We start from the raw sequence: 19,048 nt of genomic DNA on the forward strand, positions 1-19,048 counted from the left end.
ATATCGCCCTCGACAAAGCGCTTGAACCACAGGTCCCGGGCCGGGCCTGGGGGCGCATTGAGGCGATCCTCGGCAAAGGCGAAGTGCCCGCGCAAGGCCTGGGGCACATTGGCATCGGCTTCGGCCAGCTCGATCAGCAGTTGAAACAGCTGGGGCAGGGAGGCGCCGCCACCACCGTATTCCACCGGTACCCGCAGCGCGCCGAAGCCGGACTCCTTGAGCCATTGGATAGGTTCATAGGGCAGGCTGCGGCTGTGCTCGCGCTCCACGGCGCCGGCGGCGATCTTCTGGAAGATCGGCCGGAACCGTTCTGCCAGGGCCTCGTAGTCGACGCCTGTGGACAGCGGATTGATTACCTGATGTTCGGTCATGGTGTTGCTCCTGGGGTAGGCAGAAAAGAACAGTACGTGTCGAGGTTGATTGCACACAGCATGCCGAAGTCCCGAGTGCCGGTTTGCCTGGGCGCGGGTGGGGACGAGTGTCTGGCAACTGTTGTCCGGGCAACAGTTGATCAACAAATCGTTTGATTGCAGGTTTTTGGGCGGTCTGTAGCCGCTGTTGCAAGCGGCGCTCGCGGGGCGGCAACGAGGCAACCCTTGCGACCCCGGCCAACGGCTGCGAGCCCGGCCCAGCGCCGCCGGCCAGTGCCTTGCCCGGCCGCCGGTGCGAGGTTTGCTCCGACGATGTCGGGCGCTGGCACGCTTGCTGCTCTGGTCCTTGCACCTTTACCTGTCCCGAGGAACGAACCATGAGTCAGCAAGCCGTCAAATTTGCTTATTGGGTGCCTAACGTCAGCGGCGGGCTGGTGGTGAGCAAGATCGAACAGCGCACCCACTGGGGCATCGACTACAACCGCAAGCTGGCGCAGATCGCCGAAGCGGCGGGCTTTGAATATGCCTTGACGCAGATCCGCTTCACCGCCGGCTACGGCGCTGAATACCAGCATGAGTCGGTGGCCTTCAGTCATGCGCTGTTGGCGGCTACCGACAAGCTCAAGGTGATCGCGGCGATCCTGCCCGGGCCCTGGCAACCCGCCCTGGCGGCCAAGCAGCTGGCCACCATCGATCAACTGACCAATGGCCGCATCGCGGTGAACATTGTCAGCGGCTGGTTCAAGGGCGAGTTCCAGGCCATCGGCGAGCACTGGCTCGAACACGATGAGCGTTATCGCCGCTCCGAGGAGTTCATCCGGTCCCTGCGCGGGATCTGGAGCCAGGACCACTTCACCTTCAAGGGGGACTTCTATCGCTTCGACAACTACAGCCTCAAACCCAAGCCCCTGGGGCAACCGGAAATCTTCCAGGGCGGCAGCTCGCGGGCGGCCCGTGACATGGCCGCCAGGGTGTCGGACTGGTACTTCACCAATGGCAACAGCGTGGAGGGCATCAAGGCCCAGGTTGACGATATCCGTGCCAAGGCCGCTGCCAACCAGCATTCGGTGAAAGTCGGGGTGAATGCCTTTGTGATCGCCCGGGACACCGAGGAAGAAGCCCGGGCGGTGCTGGCAGAAATCATCGACAAGGCCGATCCGGAGGCGGTGAATGCCTTTGGCGATGCGGCGAAGCAGGCCGGCAAGGCCTCACCGGAGGGTGAGGGCAATTGGGCCAAGTCCAGCTTTGAGGATCTGGTGCAGTACAACGATGGCTTCAAGACCAACCTGATCGGCACCCCGCAGCAGATTGCCCAACGGATTGTCGCCTTGAAGGCGGTGGGGGTGGACCTGGTCCTGGCGGGCTTCCTGCATTTTCAGGAGGAGGTTGAGTATTTCGGCAAGCGCGTACTGCCCTTGGTGCGCGAACTGGAAGCCCAGGCCCGGCTCAAGGAGCAAGAAGCTGCGGCGTGAACGGCGCGTTGCCTGCCGGCGAAGAGGTTAACCAGCCTGGCGCAGGGCTTGAGGACGCTTTCGCTGGCAAGCCAGCTCCTACGGGAAGGTTGTGCGAGGTTGCTTGTAGGAGCCGGCTTGCCGGCGAAAGGGCCCCTGGGTCTTGTGCAAGGCTTGAGGACGCCTTCGCTGGCAAGCCAGCTCCTACGGGGGCGGGTGGGTTACAGGCCCAGGTCACTGAGGCCCGGGTGGTCATCCGGGCGCCGGCCCAGGGGCCAGTGGAATTTGCGCTCGGTGGCCTTGATCGGCATGTCGTTGACGCAGGCAAAACGCCGGGCCATCAGTCCCTGCTCGTCGAATTCCCAGTTTTCGTTGCCGTAAGAGCGGTACCAGTTGCCCGAGTCGTCATGCCATTCATAGGCGTAGCGTACGGCGATGCGGTTGTCGGTAAAGGCCCAGAGCTCCTTGATCAGGCGGTAATCCAGTTCCTTGGCCCATTTGCGGGCGAGGAAGGCCTTGGCTTCTTCGCGGTTGTGGGCGAACTCGGCGCGGTTGCGCCATTGGGTATCCAGGGTATACGCCAGGGATACCCGCTCCGGGTCCCGGGAGTTCCAGCCATCTTCGGCCAGACGGATCTTTTCAATCGCCGACTCGCGAGTGAAAGGCGGAAGAGGCGGGCGCACTTGAGCGTTAGACGACATGATCTGTCTCCAATGAAAGTTGCTGTTCAAACAAAAAAGTTGCTCTTGTTTAAAACAATCAGAGGTCCAATAACTTTCGCGCCATGCATTGCGCATTATCAGCAGCACTGTGATCGCCCATGACAAGGGCAACGGTAATGGCGCCATCGATCAGGATCAGCAGTTGCGCTGCCAGTTCCTTTGGATGTTGCACGCCATGTTCCTGGCAAAGCTCGGTCACGTAGTCGAGCAGTTTCTGTTTATGTTGTTTCGCCACCTGGCGCACCGGGTCCCGGGGATCGCCGGTCTCGCCGCTGGTGTTGATAAAGGCGCAGCCGCGGAAACCTTCGGACCCGAACCAGTCCTTGAGGACGCTGAACAGTGCCAGCAGCCGCTGTGCAGAGCCTTCGGCCTTGCCCACTTCAGTCCTGTACCAGTGCATCCAGCGCTGGTCGCGACGTTCCAGGGCGGCCACCACCAGTTCGTCCTTGTTGCTGAAATAGCGATAGACGCTCTTTCTCGACACCCCGGCGGTCTTCACCAACAGATCCATGCCCGTGGCGGCAATGCCGCTCTTGTAGATCAGCTTCTCGGTGACGTCGAGGATGATGTCGCGTGTTTCAGAGGGAGTGATTTCGTTCATGGGGCAAAGAGTAGAACGATCGTTCTCCTTGGTCAATCCTGTTGTTCTAATTTTAATCTCCGGCTGTATTTCTCGTAGGTGCTGGCTTGCCGGGGAGGGCGATTTCCAGGGCAACGCAAGACTCAAGGTACTTTTCGCCGGCAAGCCGGTTACTTCAGAGCGGGCTGAGAGGGGACTCAGCCTGTTCCATGGTGTAAGCTCTTGCGCTCTTTGGATTTGAGCCACTGCGAGCCCTATGCCGTCGCTTTTCAAACGTTCCTTGCTGCCCAAACTGCGCAGCTTCCCCCTGGCTGCCGAAGCCTTCACCACTCTGACCGGCGCTGCGCAATTTCGTCGCACTCTGCTGGAGCAAATTGCCCAGGCCCGGCGGCGCATCTATATCGTCGCGCTGTACTTGCAGCAGGATGAGGCCGGTCAGGAAATCCTCGATGCCCTGCATGCCGCCAAGGCCGCGCGCCCGGAACTCGAGGTGGTTGTGGTGGTGGACTGGCTGCGGGCCCAGCGCGGCCTGATCGGCGCCGGCAAGCAACCGGGCAACTCGGCCTGGTATCAGGAAATGACCCGGACCCACGCCAGCGAAGTGCCGATCTACGGCGTGCCGGTACAGACCCGCGAGCTGTTCGGGGTGCTGCACCTCAAGGGCTTCGTGATCGACGATTGCGTGCTCTACAGCGGCGCCAGCCTGAACAACGTGTACCTGCACAAGTTCGACAAGTACCGCTTCGACCGTTACCACCTGCTGCACAACCGCGCCCTGGCCGACTCCATGCATCATCTGGTGCAGCACGGTCTGGTGGCGTCGCGGGCGGTACATCGTCTTGACCTGCCGAACCTGCCGACCACCCGCAGCCTGCGCAACGACATCGGCGATTTGCGCAGCCGCCTCAAGCACGCCACCTACGACACCGCCGCCGGTGGCCTGGACAAGAGCGGGCTGTCGGTCAGTCCGTTGCTCGGGGTCGGCAAGGGTAACCCGCTGAACCGGGTCATCTGCGAGCTGATCGCCGGGGCCCAGCAGCAACTGACCATTTGCACCCCGTATTTCAACCTGCCCTTGATGGTGACCCGGGAAATCAATCGGGCCCTGGAGCGCGGGGTGAAGATCGACATCATTGTCGGCGACAAGACCGCCAACGACTTCTACATCCCGCCCAGCGAGCCGTTCAAGGTCATCGCGGCCCTGCCTTACCTGTACGAGATCAGCCTGCGACGCTTTGCCAAGCGTCACCAGAAAGTCATCGACAGTGGTCTGCTCAACCTGCACCTGTGGCGTGACGGCGACAACACCTACCACCTCAAGGGCATGTGGGTGGATGAGCGCTACACCTTGCTTACCGGCAACAACCTCAATCCCCGGGCCTTCCGCCTGGACCTGGAGAACGCCCTGTTGCTGGACGATCCCAAGGGCGAGTTGCTGCAGGCGCGGAGCGCCGAACAGGCCGAGATCTTCCGTCATACCCGGCGCATCGAGCACTTCCAGTACCTGGACAGCCTGGTGGACTACCCCGAGGCGGTGGGCAAGTTCCTGCGTCGGGTCAGCCGTGTGCGCATCGAGCGTCTGCTCTATCGCATGTTGTAAACCGCTGCTGGGATCGGCTGCGAGCCATCAGGCCCCGTCGGGGCCTGTCGCAGCCTGCGGCAATGGCTACAGGTCTTTGGGCTGTGGGTTTGGCCAGATGGCGATCAGGACCAGCAGCACCGCCGCCAGCAGGTAGGGCAGGCGCGGTTCGATGGCGTAGATCAGGGTGCCGGCCATGGGTCCGATGACCACGCCCAGGCCCTGGGCGGCGCCGATGCTACCGGCAGTCGCGCCCTGTTCCGAGGCCTGTACGGCATTCGCCGCCAGGGCCGAGAACGATGGAAACACCCCACCCATGCCCGCCGCCGAAACAAAGAACGCCAGCCACAGGCCCCAGGCGCTGTCCACCAGCATGCTGCCGGCATAGCCCAGCGCCGACAGCAGGGCGCCGTAGCGGATCATCCGCAGCGGCGGCCATTCCAGCTTGCGCACCACCAACTGCGCGCAGATCAGCGCCACGCCGACCATGGCCAGGGCCACCCCGGCCGTCTGGGCGGCATCGGCGGGGCTCATGCGCAGCCGGTCCAGGGCATAGAAGCTGACGGTGATCTGGGCAATCGACACGCAGAGCATGGCAACAAAGGCCACCACCATGGGCCGGCGCAGCCGCGGGTCGCCCAGGCGCACTCGGGTCGGGGCCTGGGCCAGGTGCAGTTCCTGGCGTGGCAACTGGTAGCGCAGCACCAGGAATGCCAGCAACGGCAGTACCGCCATGGCGTAGAACGGCAGGCTCAGGCTGTAGCGGGCCAGCAAGGCGGCCACCGCCGGGCCCACCACCAGGCCCACGGCGTTGGCGGCGCCCAGGGTGGCCATGGCGCGGGCACGGTGCTGGGGTTCGACGTTATCGGCGATCAGGGCGAAGCCGCCCACCGGGATCGCCGCATAGAAGGCGCCGATCAGGCCGCGGCCGAGCATCAGGCCGAGAAAGGCCATGGCGACGCTCGGCAGCGACTGCAGCGACAGGTCGATGAACAGGCACAGGGCCCAATAGGCGAGGGTGAAGCCTGCGGTGCCCAGCAACAGCACCCGACGCCGGCCGAAGCGGTCGCTGGCCTGGCCCCAGGGGCGTGCCAGGAGCATCCAGATCACCCCGGAAACGGTGACGGCCGCGCCGGCGTGCCATGTTTCCAGGTGCAGGGCCCGGGAGATCGGGCCGATCAGCGAAACGAAGGCCATCATCGACATGGTGCAAGCCATGTAGGCGGCCATCAGCGGCAACAGCGAGAAAGGTTTGGCAGCCAGCGGCGTGGCCGCTGCTGTGGAGCGAGACATAGTGGGTCTTCCATGAAAGCCGTTGGGCCGTGAACGTTATCGGGATAACGGGCAACAGCCCAGCGTTATCTGCACCCATGATGGCAACGCCCTGTAGGAGCCGGCTTGCCGGCGAAGAGGGCCTTGAGGCGGGTGTTGAGCTCAAGATCGCTTTCGCTGGCAAGCCAGCTCCTACAGTGGGGGCGGGTTGGGTGTTGGGCTCAGTTCAGGCCCAGTTTGCCGCGCAGGGTGGAGAGGTCTTCGGCCAGGGTGTTGACCGGACCGACCAGGGCCTTGCGGTCGTTTTCCTTGACCTTGTCGTAGGTCATGAAGCCGCCGTCAGGGGTTTTGTACTTGGCGAGGATCTTGTTCACCGTGGCGAAGTTCTTGTCCACCTTGGCGACAAAGGCTTTGTCCTGTTTCTCGATCTGCGGACGGAACAGGTCGACGATTTTCTTCGCCCCGTCGATGTTGCCCTGGAAGTCGTAGAGGTCGGTGTGGCTGTAGCGGTCTTCTTCACCGGAGATCTTGGTTGCGGCCACCTCTTCCAGCAGCGCGGCAGCGCCACCCACGACTTTTTCCGGCGGGAAGGTCAGGCCGGCGACGCGGGTTTGCAGGTCCTTGACGTCCTTGTCCAGGCCGTCGGCCAACTCGCCCAGACCTTCGGTGCTGTTTTCCGAGAACAGCGAGTATTCCAGGCGATGGAAGCCGGTGAAGTCTTCGGCCTTGACGCCTTTCTCGTGGTCGTCGACCCGCGAGTCGATGGAGGCGTCGAGGTCACTGAAGAGCTCGGCGATCGGTTCGATCGACTCGTAGTAGACCCGGGTCGGCGCGTAGAGCTTCTTGGCGGCGGCCAGGTCGCCCTTTTTCACCGCGTCGGTGAATAGCTGGGTGTGGCTGGCCAGTTCGTCGAGCTGCTCGGTGACGTAGATCTTGTAGTCGGAGATCGGCCCCACCAGCTCCAGGGGCGCGGTAGCGGCAATCGCCGACAACGGAGCGTGGAGCAAGCCAAGGGTCAGCAACACAGCGAGAGGCGACTTTTTCATGGGACTTTTCCGTGGGGGTTGTTGTGTCATGGGGATCAGGCAGTGCTTTTAGGTCGGGTGGCATCGAGTAGCGAACGCCCGATGAAATCCTCTTTGCCGGTGACCCCCGGCAAGGTGAAGAAGTAACCGCCGCCAGTGGGCTTGAGGTACTCCTCCAGGGGTTCGCCGTTCAGACGGGTCTGTACGGCGATAAAGCCTTTCTCCAGGTCCGCCTGGTAGCAGATGAACAGCAGGCCCATGTCCAGCTGGCCGTTCTTGTTGACCCCGTTGGAGTAGTTGAACGGCCGGCGCAGGATCAGGTTCTGCTGGCTCTGCGCCGTACGCGGGTTGGCCAGGCGGATGTGGGCATCGAGCTTGGTCAGCTTGCCGTGGGGGTCCCGGGCGTAGTCGGGTACCTGGCTTTCCTTCTGGCCATCCATGGGCGCGCCCGTGGTCTTGACCCGGCCGATGATGCTTTCCTGTTCCTGCAGCGGGGTGCGGTCCCAGCGCTCGACAAAATTGCGGATGATCCGCACCGCCTGATAGCTGCCGTGAGCCGCCCAGGCCGGTTCGTCGCTGCCGGGCTGGACCCAGACGATCTGCTGCATGGCCTGCTGGTCATTGGAGTCCGGGTTGGCCGAGCCATCGCGAAAACCCAGGAAGTTGCGCGCGCTTTGCGCCGGTTCGCCGGGCTTGGCCGGGGCCTGGGGCGGCACGCTGCCTTCCTGCTTCCAGCGCACCAGCAGCAGGTCGGGGAGGTTCTTCACGATGTCGCGCAGGGCGTGGATATTGGTGTCGGCGGTGTTGGAGCAGAACTGCAGGCTCAGGTCGCCATGGCAGCAGGCCGGCTCCAGGGCATCGTTGGGAAAACCCACCATGCGGATCAGGCGCTTGGGTGTGGCGGCGGCCAGGCCAAAGCGTTCGTCGAACAACGATTCGCCCACCGACACGGTGATGGTCAGGTTGTCCGGGGTCACCACCGGGCCGAGGATGCCGGAATCCAGGGGCGGCAGTTTAGGGTCGACCTGGGCCACCGGCCCGCCGCTCATGAGAAAGGCGATGCGCTCATTGAGGGTGCGGAACAACCGCTCCAGGTCGTCGCGGTCGTTGGCCAGCACATCGAAGGACACCAGCATGCCCGCGGCCGGGCGCGGGGTGACGATGCCGCTCTGGTGCCGGCCGTGGAAGTCGTGGCGGTCCTGGGTCTTGTCGCTGCTGGGCGCCTCGGTGACCTGGGCCGCGGCGCCGGCGGCCATGGCCGGGCCACTCAGGCTGCTGCCGGCCAGGGCCACCCCGGCGGCGCCCATGCCCAGCAGCACGCGACGGCGCTGGGCGGAAAAGGACGGGTTGGACTGATCTGAATCGTTCATTGAAAACTCGTCTGGTTACAGGCCGGAAAGGCCGAGTGCGGGATCGATGGCGTCGAGGGCGTCGGCCAGGGCCTTGGCCTTGTCGGCGATCTCTTTGCGTTGTTCGGCGGTGACCTTGTCGTAGTCCAGGTAGCCGAAGCCGTCGCGCAGGCTGGCGATGCGGGTGTCCAGGGCGTTCGCGGCGTTGTCGACCTGGGGCAGCAACTGGGCGGCGGACTTGGCCAGCAAGGGGCGCAGCAGGTCGATGACCTTGCGGGTGGTCGCCAGGTTGGCGGCAAAACCGTTGAGGTCACTGTGGCTGTAGCGTTCTTCCTCGCCGCTGCTGGCCCGCAGGTCGGCCATGCTGCGGATGGAGCGCGCGACCACGCTGACCAGTTGTTCCGGCGGCAGGGTTTGGGCCAGCAGTTGCTCCTTGAGGCGCGAGACGTCGCTGGACAGGCGCTGGGCTACCGGAGCCAGGCCGGCCAGGTCGCGTGTCTGGAACAGGCCGTGTTCCAGGCGATGGAAGCCGCTGAAGCCCGGGTCCTGCTCCCGCCGTTCGAAATAATCGGCACGGGCGTTGATGGCGTTGTCCAGTTCGGCCAGGCGCTGGGCGGCCGGAGCCAGGCGCTGATAGGCAGCGCGGGCCGGCAGGTACAGGGCCTGGGCCTGCTTCAGGTCACCGGCATCGATGGCCTGTTGCAGGGCGTTCACCGCCTTGATCAGGGCGCTGCCCTGGATGCTCAGGTAAACCCGGAATTCCGACAGCGGGCCGATAAAGGCCACCATTGATGGCCGCGCCTTGGCCTGGGCGTCGGATTCGGCGGTGGGGGTCACCTGCAGGGTGCCCCGGGGGTTGCTCAGCAGGCCGCAGGTGATGGCGTAGTCCCCGGGCGCCAGGTTGGCATTGATCACCTGGCTCAGGCCGGGGGCAATGTTCTCCCGTTCCTCGACCACCAGTACGCCATCGAGGATTTCCCATTCCACGGCGCGGTCCGAGCGGTTGACGATGCGAAAGCTGGCGTGGCCTGCCGGTACCGTCAGCGCGTTGGGCTCACAGCTGTGGGGATGGATGGTCACGGTGATTTCGCCCTGGTGGGCCTGGCGCTTGCTGGCGGCCCGTTGCGAGGCGTAATAGAACAGCCCGCCGGCGGCGATCATGACGATCACCGAGCCGGCAACCGCCCAGCGCAAGGCGCGGGGCGGCGAGGCCTGGGGAGAGGCTTGCTGGGTCATTGGGGAGCCTTACTGACTGGAAACGGAAGACGCTGAGCCGGGCGCCTTGGCCGGGGCGCCGCCGGGCAGGAAGAACAGCACCAGGGTCACGGCCAGGTACAGCACATAGGCGCCGAGGGTGCTGAGGGTGGGCGCGTCCTGGTAACCGAACATGCCGGCCAGCACCGAGCCCACCGGGCCATCCATGGGCAGGCTGGCGCTGAAATCGAAGAGCACGGTCTGCAGCTGGTTCCAGACCCCGGCTTCATGCAGGGCCTGCACCGAATTGGCGAGAATGCCGGCGGCCACCACCAGGATGAACAACCCGGTCCAGCGGAAGAACGCGCCGAGGTTCAAGCGCATGCTGCCGGTATAGATCAGGAAACCGACGATGATCGCCACGATCAGCCCCAGCAGAGCGCCGATCGGCGCGCCGGGGCCTTCGCTCTGCTGGAACACCGCTAGCAGGAAGAACACGGTTTCCAGGCCTTCGCGGGCCACGGCGAAGAACACCATGGCGATCAGCGCCGTGACCTGATGCCGGGAGCCGGCCAGGGCGTGATCCAGGGATACATGCAGGGAATGCTTGATCGAGCGCGCCACCTTGCGCATCCAGAACACCATGGAACTGAGAATCCCTACGGCCACCAGGCCGACGATGCCCTCGAAGAGTTCCTGCTGCTTTTGCGGGAATTCGGCGCTCATCAGTTCCAGGCCGCCGCCCACCAGCAGGGCCAGGGCCGCGGCGAGAAACACCCCGATCCACACCGCGGGCATCCACTGGCCACGACCGGTCTGCTTCAGGTAGCTGGCGATGATGCCAACGATGAGCGCGGCTTCAATCCCTTCGCGCAGCATGATCAGAAATGGAACGAGCATTCAGCACCGGCGGGCAAATGAGATAAGGAAGCAATTTGTAACATAATGATACTCATTGCCAAATGAAGATTATTGACATCGGCTGAACGCGAGCTGAACGAGATTTATTTACCAATATTCGCGCTATGCAGGAGCCGGCTTGCCGGCGAAGAGACCCCCGAGCCCTGCGCAGGACATTGGAACGCCTTCGCTGGCAAGCCAGCTCCTACGGGGCGGGGCGAGCGGATTCTGTGTAGGAGCCGGCTTGCCGGCGAAGAGACCCCTGAGCCCTGCGCAGGACATTGGAACGCCTTCGCTGGCAAGCCAGCTCCTACGGGGCGGGGCGAGCGGGTTCTGTGTAGGAGCCGGCTTGCCGGCGAAGAGGTCCGCGAGCCCTGCCCAGGACATTGGAACGCCTCCGCTGGCAAGCCAGCTCCTGCGGGGCGGGGCGAGCGGGTTCTGTGTAGGAGCCGGCTTGCCGGCGAAGAGGTCCGCGAGCCCCGCGCAGGACATTGGAACGCCTTCGCTGGCAAGCCAGCTGCTGCGGGGCGGGGCGGTCAGCCCAGGTTCTGTTCGGTCAGCCGTTGCACCGCCAGGCGGCGGTAATGGGAAGGGGTCATGCCTTTGAGTTGCTGGAAGCGTCGGTTGAAGTTGGAGATGTTGTTGAATCCCGATTCGAAGCACACGTCGGTCACCGGTTTGTCGCCATCGGCCAGCAGTTCGCAGGACTTGCTGATTCGCAGGCGATTGACGAACTCGATGAAGCAGCGCCCCGTGGCCTGTTTGAACACCCGGGAGAAGTAGGTGGGCTTCATCCCCAGGTACTGGGCCACTTCCTCCAGGGGCAGCTCTCGGGCGTAGTGGGCAAAGATGTAGTCCACGGCACGGTTGGTGCGGTCGACACTGTGTTCGTCCGCCAGTTGCACGCGGGTGGCGCCGGACAGCAGTTGGTAGTCGTCGCAGGCTGCCAGCAGTTCCATGAGAATGAAGAAGTGGCCGAGGCGGGTGATGCCGCTGGAATCGGCAATGCGCTGCATCAGGGGCAGCGCCTGGGCGATGGTGTGCTTGCAGCGGAACTCGATGCCGTACTGCGCCCGCTCCAGCAGCGGGGCGAGGTTCTTCAGCTCGGTGAACACCTGGCTGCCGCTGTCGAACAGTTCATCGGTGAAGTTCACCAGCATGTCGCGCTTGGCCACGACCTCGTCCTCGGCCACCTGGCTGATCCAGTTGTGGGGCAGGTTGGGGCCGGTCAGGAACAGCGTCTGCGGATAGAAGTTGCCAATGTAGTCGCCGATGAACACCTTGCCGGAGCTGGCGACGATCAGGTGCAGTTCGTATTCCTTGTGGAAGTGCCAGCGCACCAGGGGGCAGGGGAAGCCGTGCTGGCGATAGATGATCGACAGGCCGTTGTGGTCGTCCATCAACTCGTAGGAGGGGTCGGTGATCTTGCCGGTTCGACTCATGGTGCGGGACTGTTCTTGTTGTTGGCCCGCTGATGATGCCTCGTGCTCCGTTCACGCACCAGTAGGAGCTGGCTTGCCAGCGAAGGTGTCCTCGAGGGCGATGCAAGGCTTGCGGGCCTCTTCGCCGGCAAGCCGGCTCCTGCACGGAGTTCGTCTGTCTGCCCGTAGGAGCTGGCTTGCCAGCGAAGGCGTCCGCCCAGGCTCAGCATGTCTTGCGGACCTCTTCGCCGGCAAGCCGGCTCCTACATGGAGTTTGTGTGTCTCGCCCGTAGGTGCGGGGGATTATGGGGCGGGGCGGTTTTTCGCTTCGATCCATTGCGCCATGTATTGGGTGCTCTTGTGATGGTGGTGGCGCAGCATGGCACCGGTGAAGTTGTCCCGGCGCAGAGACTCCAGGTGCTGGCGGCAGTGCTGCAGGCGCTGGATCAGGGCCGGGCCGTGGATCTGCTGTCGATAGCGGGCCTCCAGCAAGCGGGCGCCATCGACCTGGGCCTGCTCCCACAAGGCCTGATCCTGGTACAGGCGCACTGCCGCGGCCGCCAGGGCGCTGGCCGATTCGGCCACTGCGCCCGGCCAGGGCAGGCCGTCCTGGGACATGGATTCGCTGCCCACCGGCGTGGTGACGCTGGGCGTGCCGCAGAGCATGGCGTCCAGCAGCTTGCCCTTGATGCCAGCACCAAAACGCAGGGGCGCCAGGCAGATCCGCGCGGCGCTCATCACCTGCAGCGCGTCTTGCGCCCAGTTCATGATGTAAAAGCCCTGGGCCGGGTTGTGCAGGGCTGCCGCCTTGGGCGGGGTGTAGGCGCCATACAGGTGCAACCGGGCGCCGGGCAGTTGCTGGCGGATCAGCGGCCACACGCGGTTCTTCATCCAGAGCACGGAGTCCCAGTTCGGCGCGTGGCGGAAATTGCCGATGCTGAGGAAATGCGCTCGCTGCTCGAAGGGCGCGAAGTCCTGTGGCAGTTGTTCCAGCATCAGTGGGCACCAGTGCAGCAGGGCCGGGGGCAGGCGGAACTGCTGCACCAGCAGCTCGATCTCCACCTGGGAGATCATCAGGCTCAGGTCGCAGCGATAGATAGCGGCGATCTCGCGCTTGGCCAGGTCGGTGTCGGCCATGTGCTGGAACTCTTGCGCCCCTGCCTGAGTGAACAGGGCGCTGCAGTCATCTTCGTCGGCGCAGGCCTTGAGGTGGTCCTTGAGGCGTTGATGGCGGGCATGGCGCAGGCATTGCAAGTCCGAGGTTTCCAGGACACGCAGGGCATTCGGGCAGTGTTGCTCGACCCGCCAGCCGAACTGTTCCTCTATCATGAACTGGTCGAACAGCACGATGTCCGGCGCCAGATCGGCGACAAAACGGTCAAAACTGCTGTTGTTGAGTTCGATCGGGCATTCGCGGATGCCCAGGGCCGCCAGGTCCTCCTTGTGTTCGCCTTCCTTGGCCGGGCTGCTGAAGGTCAGCTCCCAGCCCTGGTCGAGGAAACTCTGGAGGATCTGCATCATGTGTCCGCCGGCGGCAGAGGAGCGGGGTTCGGGCCAGACGTAACCAATGATCAGGACTTTGGTTGCGGCGGTGGGACTCATGAGGGGCGATTCCTGGCAGGCAAGGGCAAAAAAAGGCCGCCATTAAACCACAGCGTGCAAGCGGCGGATCAGGCCGCCGGGCTCAACCGAGGATGCTGCGCACCTTGTCCCGCAACTGGTCGATGGAGAAGGGCTTGCCGATCACCGACATGCCGGCGGGCACGTCGATGGACTCGGCATAGCCGCTGGCAAACAGCACCGGCAGTTGCGGGCGCAGTTGCCGGGCACGCTCCGCCAGTTCACGGCCGTTCATGCCGGGCAGGCCGACATCGGTCATCAGCAGGTCGATGGTCTGTCCCGGGTTCTCCAGCAGGCTCAGCGCGGCGTCACTGCCATCGGCCTCCAGGACGCTGAATTCGAGCTCTTCGAGAACATCGACAATCAGCATGCGCACGATGGCATCGTCTTCGACGACTAGGATGGTGGAGGCGCTGACGGACATAGGGACTCTCTCAAGATAGGGATGGTACGGGGCGCTGCGACAGGCGGCCCTGTGCATCAGTAAATGGCGGCTGGCCACAAGTTCCCGAGGCTGTACAAAAAAATGCTGTTGTACAAGCGTCGGCAAGAATAACCGCTTCCCTTGTCCCAGGGCAGGTCAAATCGCAGTTGTGAACCCATGGGTTATAAAAAATAGCTGCGATGGCCGAATGTGGGGCAAACTTCGTTTTTTTTTTCCAGCGCCAAGGTCCATCAAATGATCCGTCCGTCCTCGGTTGATGAACAGAGTTTTCGCAAGCTGCTGACCCGCAACATCAGCCTGCCCCTTGGTGTAGGCGTGCTCAGCGCAGTTTTTTTCGTGTCCCTGATCACCTACCTGCTCTCGGTCATCCAGTGGGTGCAGCACACTGACCGGGTGATCAACAATCTCAACGAGGCGGCGCGCCTGACCATCGACCTGGAAACCGGCATGCGCGGGTTCCTGATCACCGGCGATGAGCATTTCCTCGACCCCTATGAAGTGGCCAAGCCACGCATCCTCAGCGAACTCAACGGCTTGCGCGATCTGGTCGCGGACAACCCGCAGCAGGTGGACCGCCTCAAGCGCCTGGAAGCCCTGCAGGTGGAGTGGAACAACTTCGCCCAGAGCATGATCGAGCTGCGCCGGCAGAACGGCGACTACCGTGGCGCGGTGCAGGCCGGGCGGGGCAAGCGCCTGACCGACGAGATCCGCAAGGAATACGACGATGCGGTGGTCATGGAGCAGCAGTTGCGCCTGGAGCGTAATGAAAGCGTCAGCCGCACCACGATTTTCAGCGTGGTCCTGTACCTGCTGTTCGTGGTGGGCATCAGCGCGTTGCTGGCCTATGTCGGGCGTCGAGACCTGTTGGCACTGTCCAAAAGCTACAGCGACAACCTCGAGGCCCAGGAAAAAAGCGCCCGGCGCCTGGAGCAGCAGGCCTGGCTGCGCAACGGCCAGACCGAACTGGCCGAACAGATGCTCGGTCAACTGACCCTGAACCTGCTGGGGCGCAATATCCTCCAGTTCTGCGCCCACTACCTGGGGACGCCGGTGGCGGCCTTGTATGTTCGCGAGGAGCACGGCGGCCTCAAGCGTGTGGCCTCTTATGGTTTTTCCCGGGAGCAGGAAGTCCAGGAACAGTCGCTGTACGGCGATGAGGGCCTGGTGGGCCAGGCCGCGCAGCACAAGCGCCTGATCCGCCTGGACGATGTGCCGGCGGATTACTTCAAGGTCAGCTCCGGCCTTGGCGACGGCGCGCCGCGCAGTGTGCTGGTGGTGCCGACCCGAGACGACGACCGGGTCAATGGCGTGATCGAGCTGGGCTTCCTGCGAGTGTTGAGCGACCGCGATGTGGAGTTGCTGGAACTGATTGCCGGCAATATCGGCACGTCCATCGAAGCCGCGCGCTATCGTCAGCGCCTCCAGGAAGTGCTGGCCGAAACCCAGCAGCTCAACGAAGAGTTGCAGGTGCAGCAGGAAGAACTGAAAACCGCCAACGAAGAGTTGGAGGAGCAGTCGCGGATTCTCAAGGAGTCCCAGGTGCACCTGGAGACGCAGCAGGTGGAACTGGAGCAGACCAACGAACAGTTGGCCGAGCAGGCGCAGATCCTGGCCGAGCAGCGCGACGCCATGGACCGCAAGAACAACGAACTGAACCAGGCGCAGACCCAGCTCGAAGAGCGTGCCGAAGAACTGCAGCGCTCGAGCAAGTACAAGTCCGAATTCCTCGCCAACATGTCCCACGAACTGCGCACGCCGCTCAACAGTTCGTTGATCCTGGCCAAGTTGCTGGCGGAAAACCCCCAGGAAAACCTCAGTGCCGAGCAGGTCAAGTTCGCCGAGTCGATCTATTCCGCCGGCAACGACCTGCTGAACCTGATCAACGACATCCTGGATATCTCCAAGGTCGAGGCGGGCAAGCTCGAAGTGCGCCCGGAAAATGCCCGAGTGCCGCGCCTGGTGGACGGCCTGCGCAGCCTGTTCCAGCCGTTGACCACGGACAAGGGCCTGGAATTCAAGGTGGAGCTGCAACCGGGGGCGCCACAGATGCTGTTCACGGATCGCCAACGGGTCGAGCAGATACTCAAGAACCTGCTGTCCAACGCGGTCAAGTTCACCGAAAAGGGCCAGGTCAGCCTGACCGTTTCCGCTCAGCCGGGGGCCGGTATCGCCTTCGCTGTGCAGGATTCGGGGATCGGCATCGCCCAGGACCAGCAGGAAAGCATTTTCGAAGCCTTCCGCCAGGCCGACGGCACCACCAACCGGCGTTATGGCGGTACCGGCCTGGGGTTGTCGATCTCCCGGGATCTGGCGACCTTGCTGGGTGGCTCCATCAGCGTCAGCAGTGAACCGGGACGGGGCAGCATCTTCACCCTGGTGCTGCCGGAGCAGTACAGCGAAGCGGCCCTGCCAGTGCAGGCGCCAGTGCCTGCGGTGATGCCAGTGGCGCCACCACCACCTGCGCCCAGTGCGCCGCTGCCGGTGGCCGAAGTGCCTGGCAGTGAGATCCCGCGCTTCGCCGATGACCGGGACAAGGCCCCGTTCAGCAGCCGCTGCATCCTGGTGGTGGAAGACGAGGCGAACTTTGCGCATATCCTCTTCGATCTGGCCCACGAACTGGGTTACCACTGCCTGGTGGCCCACGGCGCCGACGAAGGCTACAGCCTGGCCGAGCAGTACATCCCGGATGCCATCCTGCTGGACATGCGCCTGCCCGACCACTCCGGCCTGACCGTGCTGCAGCGCCTCAAGGAACATGCCCAGACCCGGCACATCCCGGTGCACGTGATCTCGGTGGAAGACCGGGTGGAAGCGGCCATGCACATGGGCGCCGTGGGCTATGCGGTGAAACCCACCACCCGCGAGGAGCTCAAGGACGTGTTCGCCCGTCTGGAAGCCAAGCTGACGCAGAAGGTCAAGCGCGTGCTGCTGGTGGAGGACGACGACCTGCAACGCGACAGCATTGCCCGGCTGATCGGCGACGACGATATCGAGATCACCGCCGTGGGCCTGGCCCAGGATGCCCTGGAGCTGCTGCGCGAGAATGTCTACGACTGCATGGTCATCGACCTCAAGCTACCGGACATGCTCGGCAACGACCTGCTCAAGCGCATGTCCACCGAGGACATCTGCTCCTTCCCGCCGGTAATCGTCTATACCGGGCGCAACCTGACCCGGGATGAAGAGGCCGAGCTGCGCAAGTATTCGCGTTCGATCATCATCAAGGGCGCCCGCTCGCCGGAGCGCCTGCTGGATGAAGTGACGCTTTTTCTGCACAAAGTCGAATCCCAGCTGTCCCATGAGCGGCAGAAGATGCTCAAGACCGCCCGCAGCCGCGACAAGGTCTTCGAGGGGCGCAAGATTCTCCTGGTGGATGATGACGTGCGCAACATCTTTGCCCTGACCAGCGCCCTGGAACACAAGGGCGCGGTGGTGGTGATCGGCCGTAACGGCCATGAAGCCATCGCCAGGCTCAATGAAGTCGAGGATATCGACCTGGTGCTGATGGACGTGATGATGCCGGAGATGGACGGTTTCGAAGCCACGGTGCAGATCCGCAAGGACCCGCGCTGGCGCAAGCTGCCGATCATCGCCGTGACCGCCAAGGCCATGAAGGATGATCAGGAACGCTGCCTGCAGGCCGGCTCCAACGACTACCTGGCCAAGCCCATCGACCTGGACCGGCTGTTTTCCCTTATCCGTGTGTGGCTACCCAAGATGGAAAGAATTTAGTGGAGCGTAATACCGAGATCGAACTGCGTTTGCTGATCGAAGCTATTTATCTCAAATACAGCTACGACTTCCGCGACTACTCCGGGGCGTCGATCAAGCGCCGGGTCAACCATGCCTTGCGTCAGTTCGAGTGCAAGACCATTTCCGCGCTGCAGGAACGGGTGCTGCACGACCCCACGGCGTTCATGCAGTTGCTGCAGTTCCTGACCATTCCGGTGAGCGAGATGTTTCGCGACCCGTCGCACTTCCTGGCGATCCGCCAGGAAGTGGTGCCGCTGCTCAGGACCTACCCGTCGATCAAGATCTGGATCGCCGGCTGCAGCACCGGGGAAGAGGTCTACTCCATGGCCATCCTGCTGCGCGAAGAAGGGCTGCTGGAGCGCACCATCATCTATGCCACGGACATCAACCCCAGCTCCCTGGAGAAGGCCAAGCAAGGCATCTTCTCCCTGGAGAACGTGCGGGCCTACACCCACAACTACCAGCAGGCCGGCGGCCAGCGTTCCTTTGCCGACTACTACACTGCGGCCTACGATTACGCGATCTTCGACAAGAGCCTGAGGGAGAACGTGACCTTCGCCGATCACAGCCTGGCAACCGACAGCGTATTTTCGGAAACTCAATTGATTTCATGTCGTAACGTATTGATTTATTTCAATAAAAAGTTGCAGGACAGAGCCTTCGGCCTGTTCCATGAGTCGCTCTGCCATCGGGGCTTCCTGGTGCTGGGCAGCAAGGAAACCCTGGACTTTTCCGCGTATGGCAAGCACTTCGAACCCTTGGTCAAACAAGAACGGATCTACCGCAAGACATGAATCAGGAGATTGCCGGGCACAACCTCTGGCCACGGGTCGAGGCCGTCGTGGTGGGCGCATCCGCCGGTGGCGTGGAGGCGCTGTTGAATCTGTTCAGTGACTTTTCCCAGGACTTTCGCCTGCCGGTGATCGTGGTCCTGCACCTGCCGGACGAGCGTCGCAGCCAGTTGGCGGAAGTCTTCGACAGGCGCCTGGCGCTGCCGGTGAAAGAGGCTGACGACAAGGAGCAGATCGTCCCCGGCACCTTGTATTTCGCTGCCCCCGGTTATCACTTGTCGGTGGAGCAGGACCGCAGCCTGTCACTGAGCCAGGAGGAGCGGCTGCACCATTCCCGGCCCGCCATCGACTACCTGTTCGAGTCCGCCGCCGATGCCTATGGCGTGAACCTGGCTGCAGTGCTCCTGACCGGGGCCAACCAGGACGGTGCCCGGGGGTTGGCGGAGGTCAAGCGCCAGGGCGGCCTGACCATTGTCCAGGACCCCCGCGAAGCCCATGTCGCGACCATGCCGGAAGCGGCCCTGGCCCTGCAGCAACCGGATTACATTCTCCCTTTGCGCGGCATCAGCCGTCTG

16 protein-coding genes are annotated in these 19,048 nt (G+C 63.4%); 5 read left to right on the plus strand and 11 right to left on the minus strand.

Translation table 11 applies throughout. The annotated features are described in order from the left end of the window. Positions 1-371: acyl-CoA dehydrogenase family protein (locus BLX41_RS36330; protein ID WP_259745202.1), on the minus strand; the 371-nt coding region annotated here is incomplete at its 3' end. Positions 372-748: 377 nt separating this feature from the next. Between BLX41_RS36330 and sfnG the strand changes: the two genes are divergently transcribed. Continuing rightward, a complete protein-coding gene (gene sfnG, locus BLX41_RS26270) occupies positions 749-1,843 on the plus strand; it encodes a dimethylsulfone monooxygenase SfnG (RefSeq protein WP_123727245.1) in 1,095 nt (364 codons plus the stop codon). A 200-nt stretch (positions 1,844-2,043) separates the two neighbouring features. Here sfnG and BLX41_RS26275 read toward each other — a convergent pair whose 3' ends face one another. After that, positions 2,044-2,523 (minus strand): nuclear transport factor 2 family protein, encoded by a 480-nt coding sequence (locus BLX41_RS26275; protein ID WP_123727246.1) that lies wholly within the window; start codon positions 2,521-2,523, stop codon positions 2,044-2,046. Positions 2,524-2,581: 58 nt separating this feature from the next. Further along, positions 2,582-3,145 (minus strand): TetR/AcrR family transcriptional regulator, encoded by a 564-nt coding sequence (locus BLX41_RS26280; protein WP_123727247.1) that lies wholly within the window; start codon positions 3,143-3,145, stop codon positions 2,582-2,584. A 235-nt stretch (positions 3,146-3,380) separates the two neighbouring features. Between BLX41_RS26280 and pssA the strand changes: the two genes are divergently transcribed. Beyond that, a complete protein-coding gene (gene pssA / locus BLX41_RS26285) occupies positions 3,381-4,724 on the plus strand; it encodes a CDP-diacylglycerol--serine O-phosphatidyltransferase (protein ID WP_123727248.1) in 1,344 nt (447 codons plus the stop codon). A 66-nt stretch (positions 4,725-4,790) separates the two neighbouring features. Here pssA and BLX41_RS26290 read toward each other — a convergent pair whose 3' ends face one another. From BLX41_RS26290 to BLX41_RS26330, 8 genes are all read right to left on the minus strand, one after another. Next, on the minus strand, positions 4,791-5,996 hold the full coding sequence (locus BLX41_RS26290) for an MFS transporter (protein WP_123727249.1): 1,206 nt from the start codon (positions 5,994-5,996) through the stop codon (positions 4,791-4,793). A 200-nt stretch (positions 5,997-6,196) separates the two neighbouring features. Beyond that, a complete protein-coding gene (efeO, locus tag BLX41_RS26295) occupies positions 6,197-7,021 on the minus strand; it encodes an iron uptake system protein EfeO (protein ID WP_123727250.1) in 825 nt (274 codons plus the stop codon). A 35-nt stretch (positions 7,022-7,056) separates the two neighbouring features. After that, entirely contained in the window at positions 7,057-8,370 is a 1,314-nt protein-coding gene (gene efeB / locus BLX41_RS26300; RefSeq protein WP_123727251.1) for an iron uptake transporter deferrochelatase/peroxidase subunit, read from the minus strand. A 15-nt stretch (positions 8,371-8,385) separates the two neighbouring features. Continuing rightward, a complete protein-coding gene (gene efeO / locus BLX41_RS26305) occupies positions 8,386-9,585 on the minus strand; it encodes an iron uptake system protein EfeO (RefSeq protein ID WP_123727252.1) in 1,200 nt (399 codons plus the stop codon). A gap of 9 nt (positions 9,586-9,594) precedes the next feature. Next, positions 9,595-10,443, minus strand: a complete 849-nt coding sequence (gene efeU / locus BLX41_RS26310) for an iron uptake transporter permease EfeU (RefSeq protein WP_123727253.1) — start codon at positions 10,441-10,443, stop codon at positions 9,595-9,597. A 536-nt stretch (positions 10,444-10,979) separates the two neighbouring features. Further along, positions 10,980-11,885, minus strand: coding sequence for an AraC family transcriptional regulator (locus tag BLX41_RS26315; RefSeq protein WP_123727254.1), 906 nt, complete (start codon positions 11,883-11,885; stop codon positions 10,980-10,982). A 282-nt stretch (positions 11,886-12,167) separates the two neighbouring features. Further along, a complete protein-coding gene (locus BLX41_RS26325) occupies positions 12,168-13,466 on the minus strand; it encodes a glycosyltransferase (RefSeq protein WP_123727256.1) in 1,299 nt (432 codons plus the stop codon). Positions 13,467-13,548: 82 nt separating this feature from the next. Then, positions 13,549-13,908, minus strand: a complete 360-nt coding sequence (locus BLX41_RS26330) for a response regulator (RefSeq protein WP_123727257.1) — start codon at positions 13,906-13,908, stop codon at positions 13,549-13,551. A 255-nt stretch (positions 13,909-14,163) separates the two neighbouring features. On the opposite strand from BLX41_RS26330, the gene BLX41_RS26335 reads away from it, so the two are divergent. From BLX41_RS26335 to BLX41_RS26345, 3 genes are all read left to right on the plus strand, one after another. Continuing rightward, positions 14,164-17,661 carry a response regulator gene (locus BLX41_RS26335; RefSeq protein WP_123727258.1) on the plus strand — a complete coding sequence of 1,166 codons (3,498 nt, stop codon included), beginning with the start codon at positions 14,164-14,166 and terminating at the stop codon, positions 17,659-17,661. Next, positions 17,661-18,476 (plus strand): CheR family methyltransferase, encoded by an 816-nt coding sequence (locus BLX41_RS26340; protein WP_123727259.1) that lies wholly within the window; start codon positions 17,661-17,663, stop codon positions 18,474-18,476. The genes BLX41_RS26335 and BLX41_RS26340 overlap by 1 nt, the downstream gene beginning before the upstream one ends. Then, positions 18,473-19,048, plus strand: a 576-nt coding sequence (locus BLX41_RS26345; RefSeq protein ID WP_148059780.1) for a chemotaxis protein CheB, incomplete at its 3' end; no start/stop codon positions are given. The genes BLX41_RS26340 and BLX41_RS26345, both read left to right, overlap by 4 nt.

The organism is Pseudomonas protegens (assembly GCF_003732485.1).
In the GTDB taxonomy this organism is placed as follows: domain Bacteria; phylum Pseudomonadota; class Gammaproteobacteria; order Pseudomonadales; family Pseudomonadaceae; genus Aquipseudomonas; species Aquipseudomonas protegens_B.

Coding starts and splice junctions, on each gene's coding strand:
- sfnG (WP_123727245.1), top strand. CDS start 749: ATGAGTCAGCAAGCCGTCAAATTTGCTTATTGGGTGCCTAACGTCAGC.
- BLX41_RS26275 (WP_123727246.1), bottom strand. CDS start 2,523: ATGTCGTCTAACGCTCAAGTGCGCCCGCCTCTTCCGCCTTTCACTCGC.
- BLX41_RS26280 (WP_123727247.1), bottom strand. CDS start 3,145: ATGAACGAAATCACTCCCTCTGAAACACGCGACATCATCCTCGACGTC.
- pssA (WP_123727248.1), top strand. CDS start 3,381: ATGCCGTCGCTTTTCAAACGTTCCTTGCTGCCCAAACTGCGCAGCTTC.
- BLX41_RS26290 (WP_123727249.1), bottom strand. CDS start 5,996: ATGTCTCGCTCCACAGCAGCGGCCACGCCGCTGGCTGCCAAACCTTTC.
- efeO (WP_123727250.1), bottom strand. CDS start 7,021: ATGAAAAAGTCGCCTCTCGCTGTGTTGCTGACCCTTGGCTTGCTCCAC.
- efeB (WP_123727251.1), bottom strand. CDS start 8,370: ATGAACGATTCAGATCAGTCCAACCCGTCCTTTTCCGCCCAGCGCCGT.
- efeO (WP_123727252.1), bottom strand. CDS start 9,585: ATGACCCAGCAAGCCTCTCCCCAGGCCTCGCCGCCCCGCGCCTTGCGC.
- efeU (WP_123727253.1), bottom strand. CDS start 10,443: ATGCTCGTTCCATTTCTGATCATGCTGCGCGAAGGGATTGAAGCCGCG.
- BLX41_RS26315 (WP_123727254.1), bottom strand. CDS start 11,885: ATGAGTCGAACCGGCAAGATCACCGACCCCTCCTACGAGTTGATGGAC.
- BLX41_RS26325 (WP_123727256.1), bottom strand. CDS start 13,466: ATGAGTCCCACCGCCGCAACCAAAGTCCTGATCATTGGTTACGTCTGG.
- BLX41_RS26330 (WP_123727257.1), bottom strand. CDS start 13,908: ATGTCCGTCAGCGCCTCCACCATCCTAGTCGTCGAAGACGATGCCATC.
- BLX41_RS26335 (WP_123727258.1), top strand. CDS start 14,164: ATGATCCGTCCGTCCTCGGTTGATGAACAGAGTTTTCGCAAGCTGCTG.